At 74.7% G+C, this 16,922-nt stretch carries 17 protein-coding genes; 8 read left to right on the forward strand and 9 right to left on the reverse strand.

Going from position 1 to position 16,922, the window contains the following annotated elements; all coding sequences use genetic code 11:
• Positions 1-20 precede the first annotated feature (20 nt).
• The gene (locus tag PH189_RS09495) at positions 21-425 is read left to right on the forward strand and encodes a RidA family protein (protein WP_274188535.1); all 405 of its coding nucleotides are present in this window, start codon (positions 21-23) and stop codon (positions 423-425) included.
• A gap of 13 nt (positions 426-438) precedes the next feature.
• Here PH189_RS09495 and PH189_RS09500 read toward each other — a convergent pair whose 3' ends face one another.
• Positions 439-1,272, reverse strand: coding sequence for an alpha/beta fold hydrolase (locus tag PH189_RS09500; protein WP_274188536.1), 834 nt, complete (start codon positions 1,270-1,272; stop codon positions 439-441).
• 75 nt (positions 1,273-1,347) lie between these two features.
• Here PH189_RS09500 and PH189_RS09505 point away from each other — a divergent pair, with 75 nt between their 5' ends.
• Positions 1,348-2,214, forward strand: a complete 867-nt coding sequence (locus tag PH189_RS09505; RefSeq protein WP_274188537.1) for an NmrA family NAD(P)-binding protein — start codon at positions 1,348-1,350, stop codon at positions 2,212-2,214.
• Between the two features lie 355 nt (positions 2,215-2,569).
• Here the strand turns inward: PH189_RS09505 and PH189_RS09510 are convergent, their stop codons facing one another.
• Positions 2,570-3,400, reverse strand: a complete 831-nt coding sequence (locus tag PH189_RS09510) for an excalibur calcium-binding domain-containing protein (protein ID WP_274188538.1) — start codon at positions 3,398-3,400, stop codon at positions 2,570-2,572.
• A 153-nt stretch (positions 3,401-3,553) separates the two neighbouring features.
• Between PH189_RS09510 and PH189_RS09515 the strand changes: the two genes are divergently transcribed.
• Positions 3,554-4,195 (forward strand): hypothetical protein, encoded by a 642-nt coding sequence (locus PH189_RS09515; protein WP_274188539.1) that lies wholly within the window; start codon positions 3,554-3,556, stop codon positions 4,193-4,195.
• A gap of 6 nt (positions 4,196-4,201) precedes the next feature.
• Here the strand turns inward: PH189_RS09515 and PH189_RS09520 are convergent, their stop codons facing one another.
• Positions 4,202-4,618: an ATP-binding protein gene (locus tag PH189_RS09520; protein WP_274188540.1), complete on the reverse strand. Its 417-nt coding sequence runs from the start codon at positions 4,616-4,618 to the stop codon at positions 4,202-4,204.
• Positions 4,619-4,747: 129 nt separating this feature from the next.
• Here PH189_RS09520 and PH189_RS09525 point away from each other — a divergent pair, with 129 nt between their 5' ends.
• Together PH189_RS09525 and PH189_RS09530 are read left to right on the forward strand one after the other, a co-directional pair.
• Complete coding sequence (locus PH189_RS09525) at positions 4,748-5,113, forward strand: nuclear transport factor 2 family protein (RefSeq protein WP_274188541.1); 366 nt, start codon at positions 4,748-4,750, stop codon at positions 5,111-5,113.
• Complete coding sequence (locus PH189_RS09530; RefSeq protein WP_274188542.1) at positions 5,113-5,613, forward strand: hypothetical protein; 501 nt, start codon at positions 5,113-5,115, stop codon at positions 5,611-5,613. The genes PH189_RS09525 and PH189_RS09530 overlap by 1 nt, the downstream gene beginning before the upstream one ends.
• Before the next feature lie 4 nt (positions 5,614-5,617).
• Here the strand turns inward: PH189_RS09530 and PH189_RS09535 are convergent, their stop codons facing one another.
• Positions 5,618-7,048, reverse strand: a complete 1,431-nt coding sequence (locus PH189_RS09535) for an MFS transporter (RefSeq protein ID WP_274188543.1) — start codon at positions 7,046-7,048, stop codon at positions 5,618-5,620.
• 5 nt (positions 7,049-7,053) lie between these two features.
• The gene (locus PH189_RS09540; RefSeq protein WP_337994142.1) at positions 7,054-7,491 is read right to left on the reverse strand and encodes a DUF3099 domain-containing protein; all 438 of its coding nucleotides are present in this window, start codon (positions 7,489-7,491) and stop codon (positions 7,054-7,056) included.
• 241 nt (positions 7,492-7,732) lie between these two features.
• Between PH189_RS09540 and PH189_RS09545 the strand changes: the two genes are divergently transcribed.
• Positions 7,733-8,776, forward strand: coding sequence for an oxygenase MpaB family protein (locus PH189_RS09545; protein ID WP_274188544.1), 1,044 nt, complete (start codon positions 7,733-7,735; stop codon positions 8,774-8,776).
• A 7-nt stretch (positions 8,777-8,783) separates the two neighbouring features.
• On the opposite strand, the gene PH189_RS09550 is transcribed toward PH189_RS09545, so the two are convergent.
• The gene (locus PH189_RS09550) at positions 8,784-9,950 is read right to left on the reverse strand and encodes a TetR/AcrR family transcriptional regulator (protein WP_274188545.1); all 1,167 of its coding nucleotides are present in this window, start codon (positions 9,948-9,950) and stop codon (positions 8,784-8,786) included.
• Between the two features lie 349 nt (positions 9,951-10,299).
• On the opposite strand from PH189_RS09550, the gene PH189_RS09555 reads away from it, so the two are divergent.
• Positions 10,300-11,889 carry an acyl-CoA synthetase gene (locus PH189_RS09555; RefSeq protein WP_274188546.1) on the forward strand — a complete coding sequence of 530 codons (1,590 nt, stop codon included), beginning with the start codon at positions 10,300-10,302 and terminating at the stop codon, positions 11,887-11,889.
• 34 nt (positions 11,890-11,923) lie between these two features.
• Here the strand turns inward: PH189_RS09555 and PH189_RS09560 are convergent, their stop codons facing one another.
• Positions 11,924-13,099 carry a serine hydrolase domain-containing protein gene (locus tag PH189_RS09560; protein WP_274188547.1) on the reverse strand — a complete coding sequence of 392 codons (1,176 nt, stop codon included), beginning with the start codon at positions 13,097-13,099 and terminating at the stop codon, positions 11,924-11,926.
• A gap of 132 nt (positions 13,100-13,231) precedes the next feature.
• On the opposite strand from PH189_RS09560, the gene PH189_RS09565 reads away from it, so the two are divergent.
• On the forward strand, positions 13,232-13,870 hold the full coding sequence (locus PH189_RS09565; protein WP_274188548.1) for a LysE family translocator: 639 nt from the start codon (positions 13,232-13,234) through the stop codon (positions 13,868-13,870).
• Positions 13,871-13,937: 67 nt separating this feature from the next.
• Here PH189_RS09565 and PH189_RS09570 read toward each other — a convergent pair whose 3' ends face one another.
• Together PH189_RS09570 and PH189_RS09575 are read right to left on the reverse strand one after the other, a co-directional pair.
• Entirely contained in the window at positions 13,938-15,395 is a 1,458-nt protein-coding gene (locus PH189_RS09570; RefSeq protein ID WP_274188549.1) for a dihydroorotase, read from the reverse strand.
• Positions 15,392-16,780 (reverse strand): FAD-dependent oxidoreductase, encoded by a 1,389-nt coding sequence (locus tag PH189_RS09575; protein ID WP_274188550.1) that lies wholly within the window; start codon positions 16,778-16,780, stop codon positions 15,392-15,394. The genes PH189_RS09570 and PH189_RS09575 overlap by 4 nt, the downstream gene beginning before the upstream one ends.
• Positions 16,781-16,922 lie beyond the last annotated feature (142 nt).

The raw sequence follows: 16,922 nt of genomic DNA on the forward strand, positions 1-16,922 counted from the left end.
TATCCAACCTGGAGGTCACCGTGACCGTCGAACTGCTCAACCCGGCCGGCCTGCCCGCCCCCGACGTCTACCGTCAGGTCGCGGTGGCGACCGGTACGCGCACCGTCTACGTGTCCGGGCAGGTGGCCCGCACGGCGGACGGCACGCCGGTGGGCCCCGGCGACCTCGCGGCGCAGACCGAGCAGGCCTACCGCAACGTCGCCGTGGCGCTGGCGGGCGTCGGCGCGAGCCTCACCGACGTCGCGAAGATGACCGTCTACGTCGTGGACCTCGCCCCGGAGAAGATGGCCCTGTTCGGCGAGGGCGCGATGCGCGCGGCCGCCGACCTCGGCCTCGTCACGCCCGCCATCACGATGATCGGCGTGACCGCGCTCGGGGAGCCCGACCTCCTCGTCGAGGTCGAGGCCACGGCTGTGCTCTCCTGAGCGCGGCCCGGGCTCAGCCCAGGAAGTCGAGCAGCGCGCGGTTGAACTCGTCGGCGTGGGTGGCGTTGAAGCCGTGGGGACCGCCCGCGACGACGACGACCTTGCTGTCCTTCACGGCCTCGGCGGTCCGCTTGCCCGACACCTCGAACGGCACGATCGCGTCCGCGTCCCCGTGCAGCACCAGCGTCGGGACGTCGATCTTCGCGAGATCGTCGCGGAAATCGGTGTAGCTGAAGGCCCGGATGCACTCCAGCGTGCCCTTCGGCGACGCGAACTCGGCGATCTCCCGGTGGTACATCCGCGACGGCTCGCTGATCAGGTCGGTGCGGTCACCGGCGGCGAAGAAGTTCGTCGTGAACCCGTCGAGGAACGCGATCCGGTCGCCGGTGACGCCGTCGAGGAAGCTCTGGATCGTCGCGTCGTCGAGGCCGCCGTCGGGATTGTCGTCGGTCTGGTAGAGGTACGGCGGCACCGCGCCGGCGAAGACCGCGCGGGCGACGCGCTCGCCGCCGTAGCGCCCGAGGTAGCGGGCCACCTCGCCGCCGCCCATGGAGAAGCCGACGAGGGTGGCGTCCCGCAGGTCGAGGTGGCGCAGGAGGGCGTCGAGGTCCGCGGCGAAGGTGTCGTAGTCGTAGCCGCCCCACGGCTGCGACGACGAGCCGAAGCCGCGGCGGTCGTAGGTGACGACGCGGTGGCCGGCCTCGACGAGGGCCGGGACCTGCTTCTCCCAGGAGCGACCGGACAGCGGCCACCCGTGGATGAGCACCACCGGACGGCCCGAACCGTGGTCCTCGTAGTAGAGGTCGATCGGGCTGCCGTTCTCGTCGCCGACGGTGAGCGTGGGCATCGGAATCCTTTCGATCTGGCCGGTTCGGTGTCGGACCCCTGGGCCACGGTGGGGCGGACGACGGGAGGAACTCCGATGACGATCGCCATCACCACCCCTCGGGGCCACGTGGGGTCCTGTGTGCTGCAACGCCTCGTACAGGCCGGTGCCTTCCCGCGCGTGCTGATGCGCGACCCCGGCGCGCTCGACCCGGCCTGGCGCGACCACGTCGACGCCGTGACCTGCGACCAGGACGACGCGGACGCCGTGCTCGCGGCGACCCGCGGGGTCGAGGCGTTGCTGTGGGTCAGCCCGACGCTCCCCGAGGCCGATCCGGTGGCGGCGCACGCGCGCCTCGGCGGGCACGTCGCCCGGGCCGTCGCGGAGAACGGGATCGCGCGGACGGTGTTCCTGTCCAGCGTGGGCGCCGAGAAGCGCCACGGCGCCGGCGAGATCGACGGGCTGGCGCGCACCGAGGAGGCGCTGGACGCCACCGGTGCGCCGGTGCGGCACCTGCGGGCCGGCTACTTCTTCAGCAACCTGCTGATGGACCTGGACGCGCTGCGCGAGGGGGTGGTGCGCACCGCGAACCCGCTCGACGCGCCGATGCCGTGGGTCGACCCGCGGGACATCGCCGAGCTCGCGGCCGGTCTCCTGCTCCACCCCTGGGTGGGGCGCGGGGCCGCGGCGGTGCACGGGCCCGAGGACCTGACGTTCGCGCAGGTCGCGGACGTCCTCACCATCGCGCTCGGCCGCCCGGTGCGCGCCGAGCGCATCTCCGACGACGACCTGCGCGCGAGCCTGGGTGCGGTCGGGCTCGGCGAGGCGCAGGTCGAGGCGATCGTGGGCATGTCGACGGGTCTGCGCGACGGCTTCGTGCCCGAGCAGCCGCGCTCGGTGCTCACCACCACGCCGAGCACGCTCGCGGGCTGGGCGCACGCGCACCTGCGGCCGCTGCTCTGAGTGAGCAGTCCGGTCACCGTTCGTCCACGGAGGCCGACCATCCGCCGCTCGTTCGCCTCCGCCTGATCGATCCCGTGGCTCACGATCGAACGATCGCCGGGGCGACGGCGTTCACTGGAGAGAAGCCACTCGGACGCTCCGGCGCCCGGGTCCGACAGGAAGGGCAGCAAGATGATCAAGAATCGGGAGCTGGCCCTCATTCCGGACTCCGCCCTCGGGCTGGTCGAGCCGCCTGCGACGTCACCGACACCCCGGCGGGCGCGCAGCCACTCGACGCGGGCGCCGCGGACTCCCGCGCCCCGCGCACCGCGGTACCCGGAGCGCACACCCCGCTGAGCCGTCACTCGCGGGGCGCTCACTCGCAGGCGACACCGTCCTTGTCGCGGTCGAGTGCCGCGCGGTACCCGGGCGCCCCGGCCCGCAGCGGTGCCGCCCCGGCGGCACGGGCCGCGCTGCAGTTCGCGTAGTACCCGCCACCGACCGACGAGCCGCCCGAGGAGCCGGCTGCCGCGCGCGGCGCGGTGCGCGGGGCCACGGGGCGTGGCGTGCGTGGGCGGTCGACGTCGGCGTCGGGGGTGCGCGTGGCCGTGGTGGTCCGCGGCGTCGTGGTGGGTGCGGCCGTGCCGCAGGTCCGGCCGTCGGTGTCGAGGCGGCGCAACGTCGACTGCACGGCGGTCGAGGCGTCGTTGCGCCCGCGGGTGTAGATCGCGGTGTGGTCCTGGGTGACCATCGACGACGCGAAGTCGGTGCCGCCCGCGCCGACGTAGCGCAGCATGCGCCCGTAGCGGTCGCGGTCGACGCCGGGCTCGGCCGTGAGTGTCACGGGCGCGGAGAGCAGGCGGGCCCGGGCTGCCGCGGTGGCGCGCTGTCCCCCGGGCGTGGCCGCCTCGCAGGAGTCGATGCCCAGCACGCGGACCTCGTCGCCGGAAGCGAGCCGGAACGTGTCGCCGTCGATGACGTCGATGACCGACGCGGACACCGCGGCCGGGCCCGCCACCGCCGGGGCGACGGACGGCGCGGCGGCCGGGATCGCGCCGGGAGAGGCCGCACCGGCGGCTGCCGGAAGCGTCGAGGAGCTCGCGACGGCGCCGGCCGGCGGGACGGACGAACCGGCCAGGTCCGTCACCGCGACCAGGCCGAACACGCCTGCCGCGATCCCGGACCAGACCTTGTGGGCGGTGCGCACGTCGTCGTCCCCTCAGCCGGAGTGATCGTCCGCCTTGTCGGGTCCGGTGGGTCGGTCGTTACGCCCGCAGGAGGTGCTGTCACGAAACGCCCGCCCCCGACGATGAAGCGACGTCCGGCTCGCGCGGTGCGGGTCCTGCGGAGGGATTCGGGCATGGCGGGTGTAGCGACGGTGCTGATGTGGCTCCTGACCACCGGCCTGATCCTGGCCGTGCCCTTCGGCGTCTGGTGGCTCGTGGACCGGTCCCGGCGGCAGACCCCGGCCCCCGCGCCGGCTCCGTTCCCCCCGTCCCGCGCGCCCCTCGTCGCCGTGACGCCCGCGGCGCCGCGAGGGGCCCCGGCGCCTCCCGTCGACGCGCCCACGGCTCCCGTGCCCGTCCCGCGCCGCGCCCGGACCCTCACCGTCGCCCCGGACCCTCGCCCGCGGACCGCGTCCCCCGACGAGCCCGCCGACCGACCCGCTGACACCGACGAGATCCTGGCGCCCGAGCGCGAGGTCGTGGTGACCCGCGAGGAGGACCACCAGGACGTCCTGGCCGGGCACCACGCCCCGGGCCGGCCGCCGACGTCGGTGACCGTCGAGCTGTGCTCGTCGACGGTCACCCGGGGCAGGTACCGCGGCGACTACGCGGTGGAGGTCCGCCTCGACGGCGCCCGGGTCGGCGAGCTCACCGCGGCGATGAGCGCCCGCTACCGCCACCTCGTCGACCTCGCGGGCCCGGTGCGGTGCCGCGGCGTGATCGACCACGGGGCCCGCGGCTTCCAGGTCGACCTGCGTCTCCCGGACGTCGTGTAGCGGAGGTCAGCCCGCGTGCCGCAGCGTGACCGTCGTTCCCGAGGGGCCGGGCGTCACGGTGCAGCTCTCGGCGAGCTCCTCGATGAGGGCGAGGCCCCGGCCGCGGTAACCGGTGCCCGCCGACGGGGCGCGCCAGGTACCCGTGTCCGAGATCGTGATGACCACCGCGTACGGCGCCGCCGACTCGCGACAGGCCACGAGCGTCATCGTGCCCGCCTCGTCGCGGTCGGCGTAGGCGTGCTCGGCGGCGTTCTCGAGCGCCTCGCTGACAGCAAGTGTCAGGTTGTCGACGGCGTCGTCGTCTCCCTCGGCGAGCTCCGCCGTCAGCCAGCGGCGCAGGGCGCGGCGCAACCGTCCGACGTGGGCGGCCGTCGCGGGCACCTCGAGGTGCAACGTGTCGGTTCCGGCGTCGACCTCGACCACGCGCGCCCCCACCTCCGCGACCCGGATTTCGATCTCGTCCGACCGTAGGCTGTTCCCGCTGCACGCCTCCTCCAATCCGGCGTCCCGACTGGTCGCCGACGAGCCCCGACCACCCCCCGGAAGGCCCGCATGAGCACGACGTTCCGATCGGCGATCGAGTCCCGCGACGTCGAGGCCGCCATCGCGCTGCTCACCGACGACGTCGAGTTCCACAGCCCCGTCGTCCACTCGCCCTACCGGGGGCGCGACGCCGTGGCGCCGATCCTGCGGGCGGTGGTCGAGGTCTTCGAGGACTTCCGCTACGTCGCCGAGATCGGCGGGGGCGCCGACGAGCACGTCCTGGTCTTCCGCGCGCACGTCGGCGACCGCGAGCTCGAGGGCATCGACCTGCTCCACCACGACGGCAGCGGAGCGATCGACCGGCTGACGGTGATGATCCGTCCGCTCTCCGCGCTGCAGGCGGTGGCCACGGCGATGCGCGAGAAGCTGCCGTAGTGGACCCCGCCTACGACGCCGAGCCGTGGTCCGACTTCGCCGCGGGCATGGCCGGGGCCGCGGCCGCGCTCGCCGGCCTGCTGTTCGTCGCCGTCTCGATCAACATCCAGACGATCCTGGCCGGCCACGGCATCGCCCGCAGGGCCGCCCAGGCCCTGATCCTGCTCGCGCTTCCGGTGTTCCTCTCGCTGGTCCTGCTGGTCCCCGGGCAGTCCGACGCCGCCCTCGGGATCGAGCTGCTGGCGATCTCCGCCGTCGTCGTCCCCGCGCTCGGCGTCCTGGCGCGGCCCGGCACCCGCGCCCCCGAGCAGTCGAGGGCCTCCTGGCTCGGGACGAACTTCGCGCCGTCGGCGGTCGTCGCCCTCGCGCCCGTGGTCGCCGCGATCGGCCTGTTCACCGGGTCCCTCGGCGGGCTCTACTGGCTCCCCGTCGCGGTGGCGCTCGCCCTGGCCGCGGGCCTGATCAACGCGTGGGTGCTGCTCGTCGAGATCCTGCGGTAGGGCGCTAGGCGCGGTCCGGGACGCCCCGCGCGGCGGGGCGGGCGGCGAGGGCACCGACAACGGCGACGACGGCGAACGTCGCGAAGAGCCAGCGGGCCGAGGCGAGCGGGTCGGTGCCCCCGAGGGCGAGGCTCGCGCCGCCCAGCGCGGTGCCGACGGAGGTGGCGAGCATCTGCACGGTCGTCACGGCGGCGGAGGCCTTGTCGGCCTCGCTCTCGTCGGGGGCCGCACCGGCGGCGGTGTCGAGATCGGGGTCGTCGTCGGCACCCCCGATCGCGGCGGCGGCGAGGTGCGGCCAGGCCGTCCCGATGCCGATCCCGCCCGCGACGAGCCCGGCGGCCCAGAGCACAGCCCCCCAGCTCCCGGCGGCGAGCGGGCCGTCGAGCACGAACAGGGTGACCGCGACGACGACGGTGCCGGCCGCGAGGAGCGCCGGGCCGAGGAGCACCCGACCCCGGGGTCGCCGGCCGGACGCGCTGACGATCTCGCCGGCGACCCACCCGGCGCCGAGGGCGACGCCGAGGAACCCGGCGGCGACCGGCGCGAGACCGGCGACGCGCTGCCCGACGAGCGGCACGAACGCCTCGAGCCCGGCGACCCCGACGAGCACGGCGCTCAGCCCGTAGATCCAGGGCAGCGACGAGCCCGGACGGAAGGTGGCGCGCGGCAGGACGGCGGCGGTGGTGCGCCGCTCGTGGCGCAGGAACAGCACGATCAGCACCAGGGCGGCGGCGAGGCCTGCGCCCGCCACGCGCACGTCCGCCGCGAGTCCCGCGACGCTGAGCACCGCCGCGGCGGCGCCGACGTAGAGCACCGAGCCGAGCGGGAAGGGGCCCGGTGCGATGCGGGCTCGGGTGCGCCGCAGGGCCGAGGGCACGATCGCGGCGATCGCCAGGGCGGCGACGACGAGCAACCCGAACGCCCAGCGCCACTGGCCCGCGCCGGCGAGGACGCCGCCGAGCCCGGGGCCGACGACCAGCGCGACGCCCCACATCGTGGCGATCACCGCACTGCCCCGCGTCCAGAGCGTGCGCGGCAGCGAGACGCGGATCAGGGCGTAACCCATGCCGGCGAGCAGTCCGCCGCCGACGCCCTGCAGGAGCCGGCCCACGAGGAACACGGCCATCGATCCGGCGAACGCCCCGACCAGCGCGCCGGCGGCGAACACGGCGAGGGCGACGAGGTAGGCGCGCGCGGCCGGCACGGTGGCGAGGACCCTGCTGACCAGCGCCGACGTGACGACGGCGGCGAGGAGGAACACCGTGGTGGGCCAGGCGTAGAAGGCCTCGCCGCCGATCTCGGCGACCGCGGACGGCATCAGGCTCGCGGTGATGTAGGTGTCCACCGCGAACATCAGCGTGCCGCCCGAGAGCACCGCCATCGCCCCGCGGTGCTCCCGGGCCGCCAGCTCGGCCCAGGACCCCGCGCCGGCCACCGGGCTCAGGCCGCCCGGTCCGGCGGGACGTCGATGACCATGCCCGTCCCGAGCGCCTTCGTGTCGCGGGCCTCCACGACACGGTCCGGGCGGTAGCGGGCGACCTTCTCGGCCTTGCGCGGCGGGCCGTCGTTGGCAATGAGCACCGCCACCCAGGGCAGCGGCACCGACAGGACGACGATCACGGCGGCGGCGATGCTCCAGCCGAAGCCGAGGGCCAGCACCCCGGCCAGGACGAGGCAGGGGATGCGCAGGGACATGATGAGCGAGTAGCGACGCCTGCGGGCGGCGAACTCGGCCGCGGGCGAGACGGGCGCGCCGGTGATGAGGACCGGGCTGGTGCTGGCTGTCCCGGTGCTGGCTGTGCCGGTGCTGGCTGTGCCGGTGCTGGCTGTGCCGGTGCTGAGTGGGCTGGTGCTGACAGGGTTGTGGTGACGTCGCACGACGCACTCCCTCTCCGGACCCCGATGTCCGGTGACGTCCGGCCGTCGATCTCGGTGCGATCTCGGGCCGGCACCAGGATCAACACCGCCGCGGGCCGCACGCATCCGCTTGTCCGGTCCGGCCGACGGTGGGTCCGGTCACCCGCGGCGGTGATTCCGCCGAAGTTGGGCTGACACGAGGTATGGCCTACTTCAGGTAACTGTTACCTTCCGTTGCAGATCACCATCGGAGGGAGTCGACATGGGTGTCGTGCGGCGGTCGGGGCGCGGGACGGCGCAGCACGCCGACTACGGGTTCTTCGGACCGGAGTCGGTGACCTGGAAGGTGTGGTCCTACCCGACGTCGCTGGCGCTCGGCTTCCTGCGCGCCGTGGTGGTCGAGGAGCTCGACCCGTTCCTGCTCGCGTCGGTCGCGCAGTCCGGGCAGGTCCAGGCCCGCCCCCGGCTGCGCTACGACCGCACCATGCAGTACTTCGCGACGGTGAAGTTCGGCGACACCGCCTCCGTGCTCGCGGCCGCGGACACGCTCATGAAGATTCACTCGCGGGCGGTCGGCACCGACCCGGTCACCGGGCGCGAGTTCGACGCCAACGACCCCGACTCGCAGCTGTGGATCCACCTCACCGCGTGGCACTCGATCCTCTACACCTACGAGGTGTTCGGGCCCGGGAAGCTCCCCGCGCACGAGGAGGAGCAGTACTGGGAGGAGTGCGCCCGGGCGGCGGAGTTCCAGACCATCGACCCCGCCGACGTGCCGCGCACCCGCGAGGGCATCCGCGCCTACTTCGAGGCCTACCGGCCGCGGCTGATCGCCTCCGAGGTCGCCCAGGGCATGATGGACTTCCTGCTCGACGCCGACGCGATCGTGCTGCCGCCCGAGCTGCCGGCGCCGCTGCGGCGCCTGTTCACCGCGGCGACGCGGCACGCCGTGATCGCCACCCTGCCCCGCTGGATGCGCCGCCTCGGGGGGACGCCGCAGCCGGCCGTCGTCGACGCCCTCGCGATCGCGGTGACCCGCCCGGTCATCCGCCTGCTCGCGGCCAGCGCCACCCTGCAGCTCGCGGTGCTGCGGGTCGCGTCGCCGCGGACGGTGCCGGTGCTGGAGCCGGTGCTGCGCGGGACCCCCGCGGTCGCCCCGGTCGTGTCGACCCCGGCCGAGGCCTACGCCGCGCACGGGCCGACGCCGCGCGAGCAGTACGCCGCGCTGCTCGCCGCCCGCGCCCGGAAGGAGGGCCCCGCGCCCTACCCGCCGGCCCACCGCGAGCCGGTGCTGGACTTCGCCTGACGGGGACTCATCCCTCCGCCGCCAGCACGGCCTCGGCGAGGGCGGCGATCCGCGCCCGGGCGCCGGGCTGGACGGCGAGGTGGGGGACCCGCGTCAGGCCGTTGATCAGCGCGAGCGTGGCGTGGACGAGCACCCGGGCCTCGGGCGCGGGGAGCCCGGGCCGCGCGGCGGTCAGGAGCGCGACCCACTCGGCGACGTAGTCGCGCTGCGAGCGTCGCAGCTCGTCGCGGCTCGGGGTGGGCAGGTGGATGACCTGCGAGACGAGGACGCTGACGATCTCGGGGTTGTCGGCGACGAAGGCCGTGTAGTCGGCGGCGAGCCGGGCCACGGCGTCCGGGGCGTCCCGCGCCCGCCCCAGCGCGTGGTGCAGGCCCAGCCACAGCGCCTCGTTCCCGCGGTGCAGGGTGCGGAGCAGGAGATCGGGCTTCGTCGTGAAGTGCCGGTAGACGCTCGGCCCGGCGATGCCGGCCGCGGCGCCGATGTCCCCGAGGCCGACCGCCGGGTAGCCGCGCTCGCCGAAGAGCCGCGTCGCCGCCGCGAGCAGGGCCTCGCGACGGGAGGCCGGCGCGAGCACACCCGGCCGTGGCGGGTCCGCCGAGGGCCCGGCCGCCGGCGGCAGGGGCGTCGCGAGCACGGCCCGCGCCGCGGCCGCCAGCAGGCGACGGAAGCGCGCGTCGTCGAGCTCGTAGCGGTGGTGCGACGGGCTGTCCACCACCGACAGCGCGGCCCACGCCCGCAGGTCGGCCGTCGCCGGGTCGGGTTCGGCGCCGCGCGCGGCGACGACGCCCGCCACCGCCCGCAGGCGATGACGGATCGCGCGGCGCGCCTCGTCGGGCAGGTGCCCGGACTCCCGCTCCCAGAGCAGGCCGAACTCGCGGCGTTCCAGGGTCAGGGCGGCGAGGCCGTCGACGAGGTCGCCGCTGAGATCACCGGGGGACTCCTCGACCAGGCGCTCGATGCGGGTCAGGTGCTCGTCCAGGATCGCGAGGAGCAGCTCCTCCTTGCCGCGGACGTGGCGGTACAGCGCGCTCGGCGCGATCCCCACCGCCGTCGCGACGTCCGCCATCCCGACCTGGTGGTAGCCCAGCGACCAGAACCGGGCCGCCGCCGCGGCGAGGATCTGGCGGCGACGGTCCCGGGGCCGCCGGCGCACCGGCGCGGCCGGTGACGTCACCGCCCGTCCCCGTGCCCCTGCGGGGCGAAGCGCGGGCTGCGGCGCTCGAGGAACGAGGTGCCCCCCGCCAGGCGGCCCGCCCCGCGGATCAGCTCGACGGCGCGCACGACGCCGTCCTCCACACCGTCACGCGATGTGAACGACCATTCGCACCCGGTGAGGGTCACGCGGCCCCCCGTTCCGGGGGAGTGAGGCCGTACACGCCGGCGGTCGCCCCCGTCGACAGCAGGCCACCGAAGGTGCGCTGCGCTCGCACCATGCTGCTCCTCCCGTCGGGTACGGACACTTCCCCGCCCCCACGTGACGTGGTTCACTGACTCCTCGGCAAGCTAATCACGGTTCACATCGCGTGGGCAACGACCCGGCATGCACCGAGACCGAGGACCCGGCCATGGAGATCACCCAGGCGCTGCACCGCGCCGTCCAGCAGACCCCCGAGCGGCCCGCGACGATCGCGGGCGAGCGCGTGCGCACCTGGGCGGAGTGCCGCGACCGCGTCGCCCGCCTCGCCGGAGCGCTGCACGCACTCGGGGTGGGCCCGGGCGATCGCGTCGCGATGCTCTCGCTGAACTCCGACCGCTATCACGAGTACCTGCTCGCGGTGCCGTGGGCGGGCGGCGTCGTCACCCCCGTGAACATCCGCTGGAGCCCCGCGGAGATCGCGTTCTCGCTGGAGGACGCCGGCGCGGCGATCCTGCTCGTCGACGACACGTTCGTCCCGGCCGTGCCCGCGGTCCTGGCCGCCGCGCCGGTCGTCCGCACCGTCGTCCACTGCGGCGACGGTGACGTCCCCGAGGGGATGGTGTCCTTCGAGGCGCTCGTCGCCGGGCACGAGCCGGTGCCGGACGCGCGCCGCGGCGGCGCCGAGCCCTACGGCATCTACTACACCGGCGGCACCACGGGGACGCCCAAGGGCGTCGTGCTCAGCCACGCGAACCTGCTCGCCTCGGCGCTCGGCACCGCGGCCTCCGGCTCGTTCATGACCCCGGGCGGGCGCCTCCTGCACGCCGCGCCGATGTTCCACCTCGCCGACGGCGCCGCGTGGGTGGCGCGCAACGTCGTGGGCGGCACCCACGTGATCGTCCCGATGTTCACGCCGGCCGGGGTCGCCGACGCGATGGCCCGCCACGAGGTCACCGACGTCCTGCTCGTGCCCACGATGATCCAGATGCTGGTCGACGCCCCGGAGGCCGCCGAGGCCGACCTGAGCAGCCTGCGGAACCTCATCTACGGCGCATCGCCGATCTCCGAGGCCGTCCTCGAGCGCGCCGCGAAGCGCCTGCCGGCCGCCGAGTTCACGCAGGCCTACGGGATGACCGAGCTCTCGCCGGTGGCGACGCTGTTCTCCCCCGCCGACCACGCCGTCGACCGGCTACGGCGCTCGGCCGGGCGCGCCGCCCCGCACAGCGAGGTGCGGATCGTCGACAAGGACGACCGCGAGGTCCCGCGCGGCATGGTCGGCGAGATCGTCTGCCGCGGCCCGCACGTCATGCTCGGCTACTGGAACCGTCCCGAGGAGACCGCGACGGCCCTGCGCGGCGGCTGGATGCACACCGGCGACGGCGGACGGATGGACGACGAGGGCTACGTCTACGTCGTCGACCGGATCAAGGACATGATCGTCTCCGGCGGCGAGAACGTGTACTCGGTCGAGGTCGAGAACGCGCTGGCCAAGCACCCCGACGTCGCCTCCTGCGCGGTGATCGGCGTGCCCGACGACGAGTGGGGCGAGCGCGTCCACGCCGTGGTCGTGCCGGCCGCGGGCGCCTCGCCCACCGCCGACGCGCTCCGCGAACACGTCAAGGGCCTGATCGCGGGCTACAAGGCGCCCCGCACCGTCGAGCTCCGCGACGCCCTGCCGATCTCCGGCGCCGGCAAGATCCTCAAGCGCGAGCTGCGCGCCGAGCACTGGCAGGCGGCCGACCGCGGGGTCTCCTGACGCGCCCCCCGGAGGCCCTGCGGCCGAACGGGCCTCAGAGCGCGGCGTACAGAGCGCCCTCGAAGTCCTGGTAGAGCTTCCAGGCCTCGTGCTCGGTGATGAAGGGCAGCGAGTTGGTGTAGATCGACGCGCAGATGCCGCTCGTGCGGTCGATGAAGAAGTGGGTGTTGAGCAGGCCCGCCCAGGCCCCGGTCCAGGCGCGCCGCGCGCCGGGGATGTCGCGGGTGTTCAGCAGCAGCCCGTAGCCCCAGGTCCAGCCCTCGCCGAGCTTCAGGGTGTCGGTGATGGCCGGATCCGCCGTGGCGATCTCGGTGGGCATCGGCACGCCGTCGAGCTGGTCGCTGAACGCCGCGTCCACCGTCTCCGGGCGCAGGATGCGGACGCCGTCGAGCTCCCCGCCACGCAGCAGCGCACGCTCGAAGCGGATGTAGTCGCGGGGGGTGGAGTGCATGCCGTGCCCGCCCGCCCACCACTGCGGGTCGTCGGGCAGGACGTTGCCGGCCGAGACCCAGGTGCCGTCCTCGCCCTTGACGTGCACGGGCGTCTTGTTCGCCTGGCGGGCGTCGTCGAGGGCGAACATCGTGTCGTCCATCCCGAGCGGGCCGGTGACGCCCTCCTTGATGACGACGTCGAGGGTCGTCCCGGCGACGGCCTCGACGACGCGGCCGAGCCAGTCGGTGTTGATCCCGTACTCGAACCGGGTGCCGGGGTCGGCGACCAGGGGCGCCCGGAAGGCGGCCATGTCGCCGGGCACCACGTTGGGGAGGCCGGTGACCTGCTCGTACTTCACGATGTCGGCGTTCCAGAACCAGTACGACAGCCCCGACGTGTGGGTCAGCAGGTGCCGGACCGTCGCCCGGGAGCGGGGCGCGCGGAGCCGGGGCGTGTCGCCGTCGAAGCCGTCGAGGACCTGGAGGTCGTCGAAGTCCTTGACGTACTCCGCGACCGGCGCCGCGAGGTCCAGCTCGCCGCGCTCGACCTGCTGCAGCGCCACGGTCGTGGCGATCATCTTGGTCATCGACATGATCCGGAACTGCGTCGTGGTCGACACCGGCACCGGGCCGCCCTCGCCGAGGTGCACCCCGGCCGCGCCCTCGTAGAACACGCCGTCGGCGTCCGCGGCGATCGCCGCGACGTGGGGCACCGCCCCGTCGTCGACCGCGTTCTGCAGCACCGCGTCGATGCCGGAGCCGTCGATCGTCGTGGACATGAGACCTCCGTGGAGCGGGTTACCGGGAGGTCAGGCTTAGCACAGTGTGGTGCGGGACACAGCTGGCCGAGGCGACGGGCCGTGCGCCGAAACCCCTCGACGCCCGGGGTGCGCGTGCCCGACGCTCGGCTCGTGTCCGAGCGTCTCCTCGCGTTCCTCGTCGCCGCGGTGGTGTTCATCGCGATCCCCGGGCCCAGCGTCGTGTTCGCCGTCGGGCGGGCCCTCGTGGCCGGCCGGCGTCGCGCCGTCTGCTCGGTGGCCGGCAACTCCGCCGGGGTCGCCGTGCAGGTGGTCGCGGTCGCCGTCGGTCTCGGCGCGGTGCTCGAGCGCTCCGCGGTGGCGTTCACCGTCGTGAAGCTCGCCGGGGCGGCCTACCTGATCGCGCTCGGCGTGCTCGCCATCCGGCACCGCCACCGGACGACCGGCGCGCTGACCGGCCCGGAACCCGCGGCCCTGCCGACGTGGTGGCGGTGCCTCGTCGACGGCGTCGTCGTCGGCGTGCTGAACCCCAAGAGCGCGCTCTTCTTCGTCGCGTTCCTGCCGCAGTTCGCGGACCCGGCCGGGGCGATCGGCACCCAGATCCTCCTGCTCGGCCTGGTCGTCGTGGGGATCGGCCTGGTGCTCGACAGCGTCTGGGCGCTGTCCGCCGGCACGGCCCGCGCCTGGTTCGCGCGCTCGCCCCGGCGTCTCGCCGCCCTCGGCGCCGCCGGCGGCGTGTCGATGGTCGGCCTCGGCGTCGGGCTCGCGACGACCTCCCGCGCGACGGGTTAGACCTCGCCGACGCCGCGGCACACCCAGGGCGCGGACCGGCCGGCCGTGGACGCCACGTGCGCCGGGATCAGGACGTCGGCCGGTGCTGGTAGCGACCGGTGGGCGCGCCCTCCACCTTCCCGTCGGCCCAGATGCGCTCGCCGCGCAGGAACGTGGCGTCGACCGTCGCGCCGATCTCCAGGCCCCGGAACGGCGAGTACTCCTGCGTCGACTCCGAGCCCGCGGGGTCGACGGTCCACGACGTGTCCGGGTCGACGAGCACGACGTCGGCGTCGAAGCCCGGCGCGAGGTCGCCCTTGCTGCCCAGCCCGAAGCGCTGTGCGGGGTTCCACGAGGTCAGCGCGGCCACGGCCGAGAGCGGCAGGCCGCGCTTGAGACCCTCGCCCACCAGTCCGGCCAACAGGTACTCGGTGCCGCCGAAGCCCGACTTGGCCGCGAAGACGTCCGCGGGGTCGTCGCCGAACTTCGTCGCCTCCTTGCAGCACGCGTGGTCCGAGACGACCCAGGAGACGTCGCCGTCGAGCACGTGGCGCCAGAGGGCCTCGACGTCCTCCCGCGGGCGCAGCGGCGGGTTGACCTTGCCGCCGATCCCGTCGGCGGTGGAGACGTCGGCCAGCAGGTGGCCGATCGTCACCTCCCGGCGGAAGTCGACGTGCGGGAACGTGCCCGCCATCAGCAGGGCCGCCTCGAGCGCCTTGGCCGACGACAGGTGCAGCAGGTTGATCGTCGGCAGCCCGGTCTCGTGCGCGAGGTACGACGCGATGGTGACGGCCAGGCCCTCGGAGTGCGGCGGCCGGGACTCGCTGTAGGCCTCCAGGCCGGTGAGGCGCCCCTCCTGCTCCACCATGCGCGTGTAGGCGGTCATGATCTCCGCGGTCTCGCAGTGCAGCGAGAGCGAGATGCGGTCGGCGATGTCGGGGCGCTCCTCGCGCACGCGCTGGATGCCGCGCATGACGAACTCGAAGTGCGCGATGTCGTAGCGCTCGCCCTCGGGAATCATGAGGAAGTCGTTCTGGTCGTTCGACCGCCCGTGCAGGCCGTGGCCGCCGTAGAACATGAAGATCTTGAACGACGTCACCCCGTGGTCGTCGACCAGCGAGGGGATCTCGTCGATGTGCGAGGCCTGCATCGGCGCGAGATGGAACGCGTAGTCGACGTACGACCGGCCCTCGGACGCCGCCAGGACCTCGGGGAACAGGTCGGCGTAGTCGCCGCCCTTGTTCAGGTAGTACTGCCCGGAGCGCATGTAGGTCAGCGAGGTGGTCACGCCGCCCTGCGCGCAGGCGCGGCTCTCGGTCTCGGTGTCCTCGGACAGCGGGTTGTAGATGCCCCAGTGCTGGTGGGCGTCGACCACACCGGGGAAGGCCAGCCGGCCGCGGCCCTCCTCGACCCGCGCCGCGTCGGTGCCGAGGTCCGGCGCGACCGCGGTGATGCGGCCGCCGTCGACGGCGATGTCGGCGTGCGTCACGTCCTCGACGCCGGGCCGGACGACGCGGACGTCGCGGATGATCAGGTCGTGGCTCACGGGTGGACCTCCTGGAGGGCGGGCGCGGGGCGGACCCCGGCGAGGTGGTCGGCGGCGAGGACGGCGAGGCCGAGGGCGGGCAGCAGCCCGTTGCCGGCGAGGTAGCCGGCGGCGCCGTGGCCGGACATCCCGACCGCGGCCCCGCCGGAGGCGTAGACGCCCGCGACGGGGCGGCCGGCGGGGTCGAGCAGCCGCGCGTGCTCGTCGACGCGCAGGCCGCCCTGGGTGTGGAACAGCGCGGGCACGATCTCGACGGCGGCGAGCGGCGGCGTCAGCGGCGCCTCGACCGCGGTGCGCCCGACGCGGTCGGCCGTCTGCTCGCCGCGCGCCACCGCCGCGGCGTCGGCGAGCTCGCCGGCGAGCACCTCGGGCGCGACGCCGAGGCGCGCGGCCAGCTCCTCGGCGTCGGCGGCCCAGCGCAGCGCGCCGGACCCCGCGACGTCGCGGTAGTCGCCGAAGGCCTGCGACAGGGCGTCGATGCGCGCGTCGAGCACCACCCAGCCGCACGCGCCGGGGCGGGCGGCCAGCAGGGCGGCGAACTCCGAGTAGCCGACGGTCTCGTCGGCGAAGCGCCGCCCGTCGGCGTCCACGACGACGCCGCCGTGCATCACCGTCGTCCACGTGACCAGCGTGCGGGCCGCCGCCGAGAGCGCCGCGTGTCCCTGGTACGCGTCGAGGTAGCCGTCGGCACCGCCGACCGACCGACCGAGGCGCAGTCCGTCGCCGCGGGCGAACTCGCTGCCGTGGTAGGTCGCGTCGGCGATCTCGCCGACGTGCTGCGCGACGAGCCCGGGGTCGGCGCCGTAGCCGTTGGTGGCCAGCAGCACCGCCCGCGCGGTGACGTCCTCGCGCCCGCCGTGCGGGTCCTCGACGGTGACGCGCACGCCGTCGTCGTCGACCTCCAGCCCGACCGCGCGGGCGGGACACAGGAGATCGATCCGGTCGGACGCGGTGACCGCGTCGAGCAGACCCCGCAGCAGCGACGACCCGTGCCGGCCGGGCACCGAGTGCACCCGGCGGGCCGAGTGGCCGGGGTAGTCCATGTCCACGGGGAGCTCGATCGGCAGGCCGACCCCGTCGGCGAGCCACTCGACCAGCTCGGCGCTCACGGTGGTCAGGGCGCGGGCCACCGCCGGGTCGGCGGCGCCGGCGGTCTTCGCGTCGACGTCGGCGAGGAAACGCGCGGGCGAGTCGTCGATCCCCGCGGCGCGCTGGAAGCGGGTGCCGGCGCCGGGGACCATCGCCGTCGACATCGCGGTGTTGTTGCCCCGCCGGAAGTGCTCGTCGGCCTCGACCACGACGACGTCGAGGCCGTGCTCCGCCGCGCGCAGGGCGCCGGCGAGCCCGCCGCCCGCGCCGACGACCACGAGGTCGGTGTCCACCACCGGCGCTCACCTCGTTCCGTTCAGAGAAACAGTCTCCCGAAGCCCTCGCTTCGCATGACAGCAGCTCAGCACGACGACGGCAAGAGCAGCACGTCGCGCTTGACATCCGGCGCGGAACGCAGCGACGCTACGTTCCGTCCAA

It is taken from the genome of Actinomycetospora chibensis (assembly GCF_028737215.1).
In the GTDB taxonomy this organism is placed as follows: Bacteria; Actinomycetota; Actinomycetes; order Mycobacteriales; family Pseudonocardiaceae; genus Actinomycetospora; species Actinomycetospora chibensis.

Bases quoted from the DNA above. Each gene is read 5' to 3' on its own strand.
- PH189_RS09500 (WP_274188536.1), bottom strand. From the start codon at position 1,272: ATGCCCACGCTCACCGTCGGCGACGAGAACGGCAGCCCGATCGACCTC.
- PH189_RS09505 (WP_274188537.1), top strand. From the start codon at position 1,348: ATGACGATCGCCATCACCACCCCTCGGGGCCACGTGGGGTCCTGTGTG.
- PH189_RS09515 (WP_274188539.1), top strand. From the start codon at position 3,554: ATGGCGGGTGTAGCGACGGTGCTGATGTGGCTCCTGACCACCGGCCTG.
- PH189_RS09525 (WP_274188541.1), top strand. From the start codon at position 4,748: ATGAGCACGACGTTCCGATCGGCGATCGAGTCCCGCGACGTCGAGGCC.
- PH189_RS09545 (WP_274188544.1), top strand. From the start codon at position 7,733: ATGGGTGTCGTGCGGCGGTCGGGGCGCGGGACGGCGCAGCACGCCGAC.
- PH189_RS09560 (WP_274188547.1), bottom strand. From the start codon at position 13,099: ATGTCCACGACGATCGACGGCTCCGGCATCGACGCGGTGCTGCAGAAC.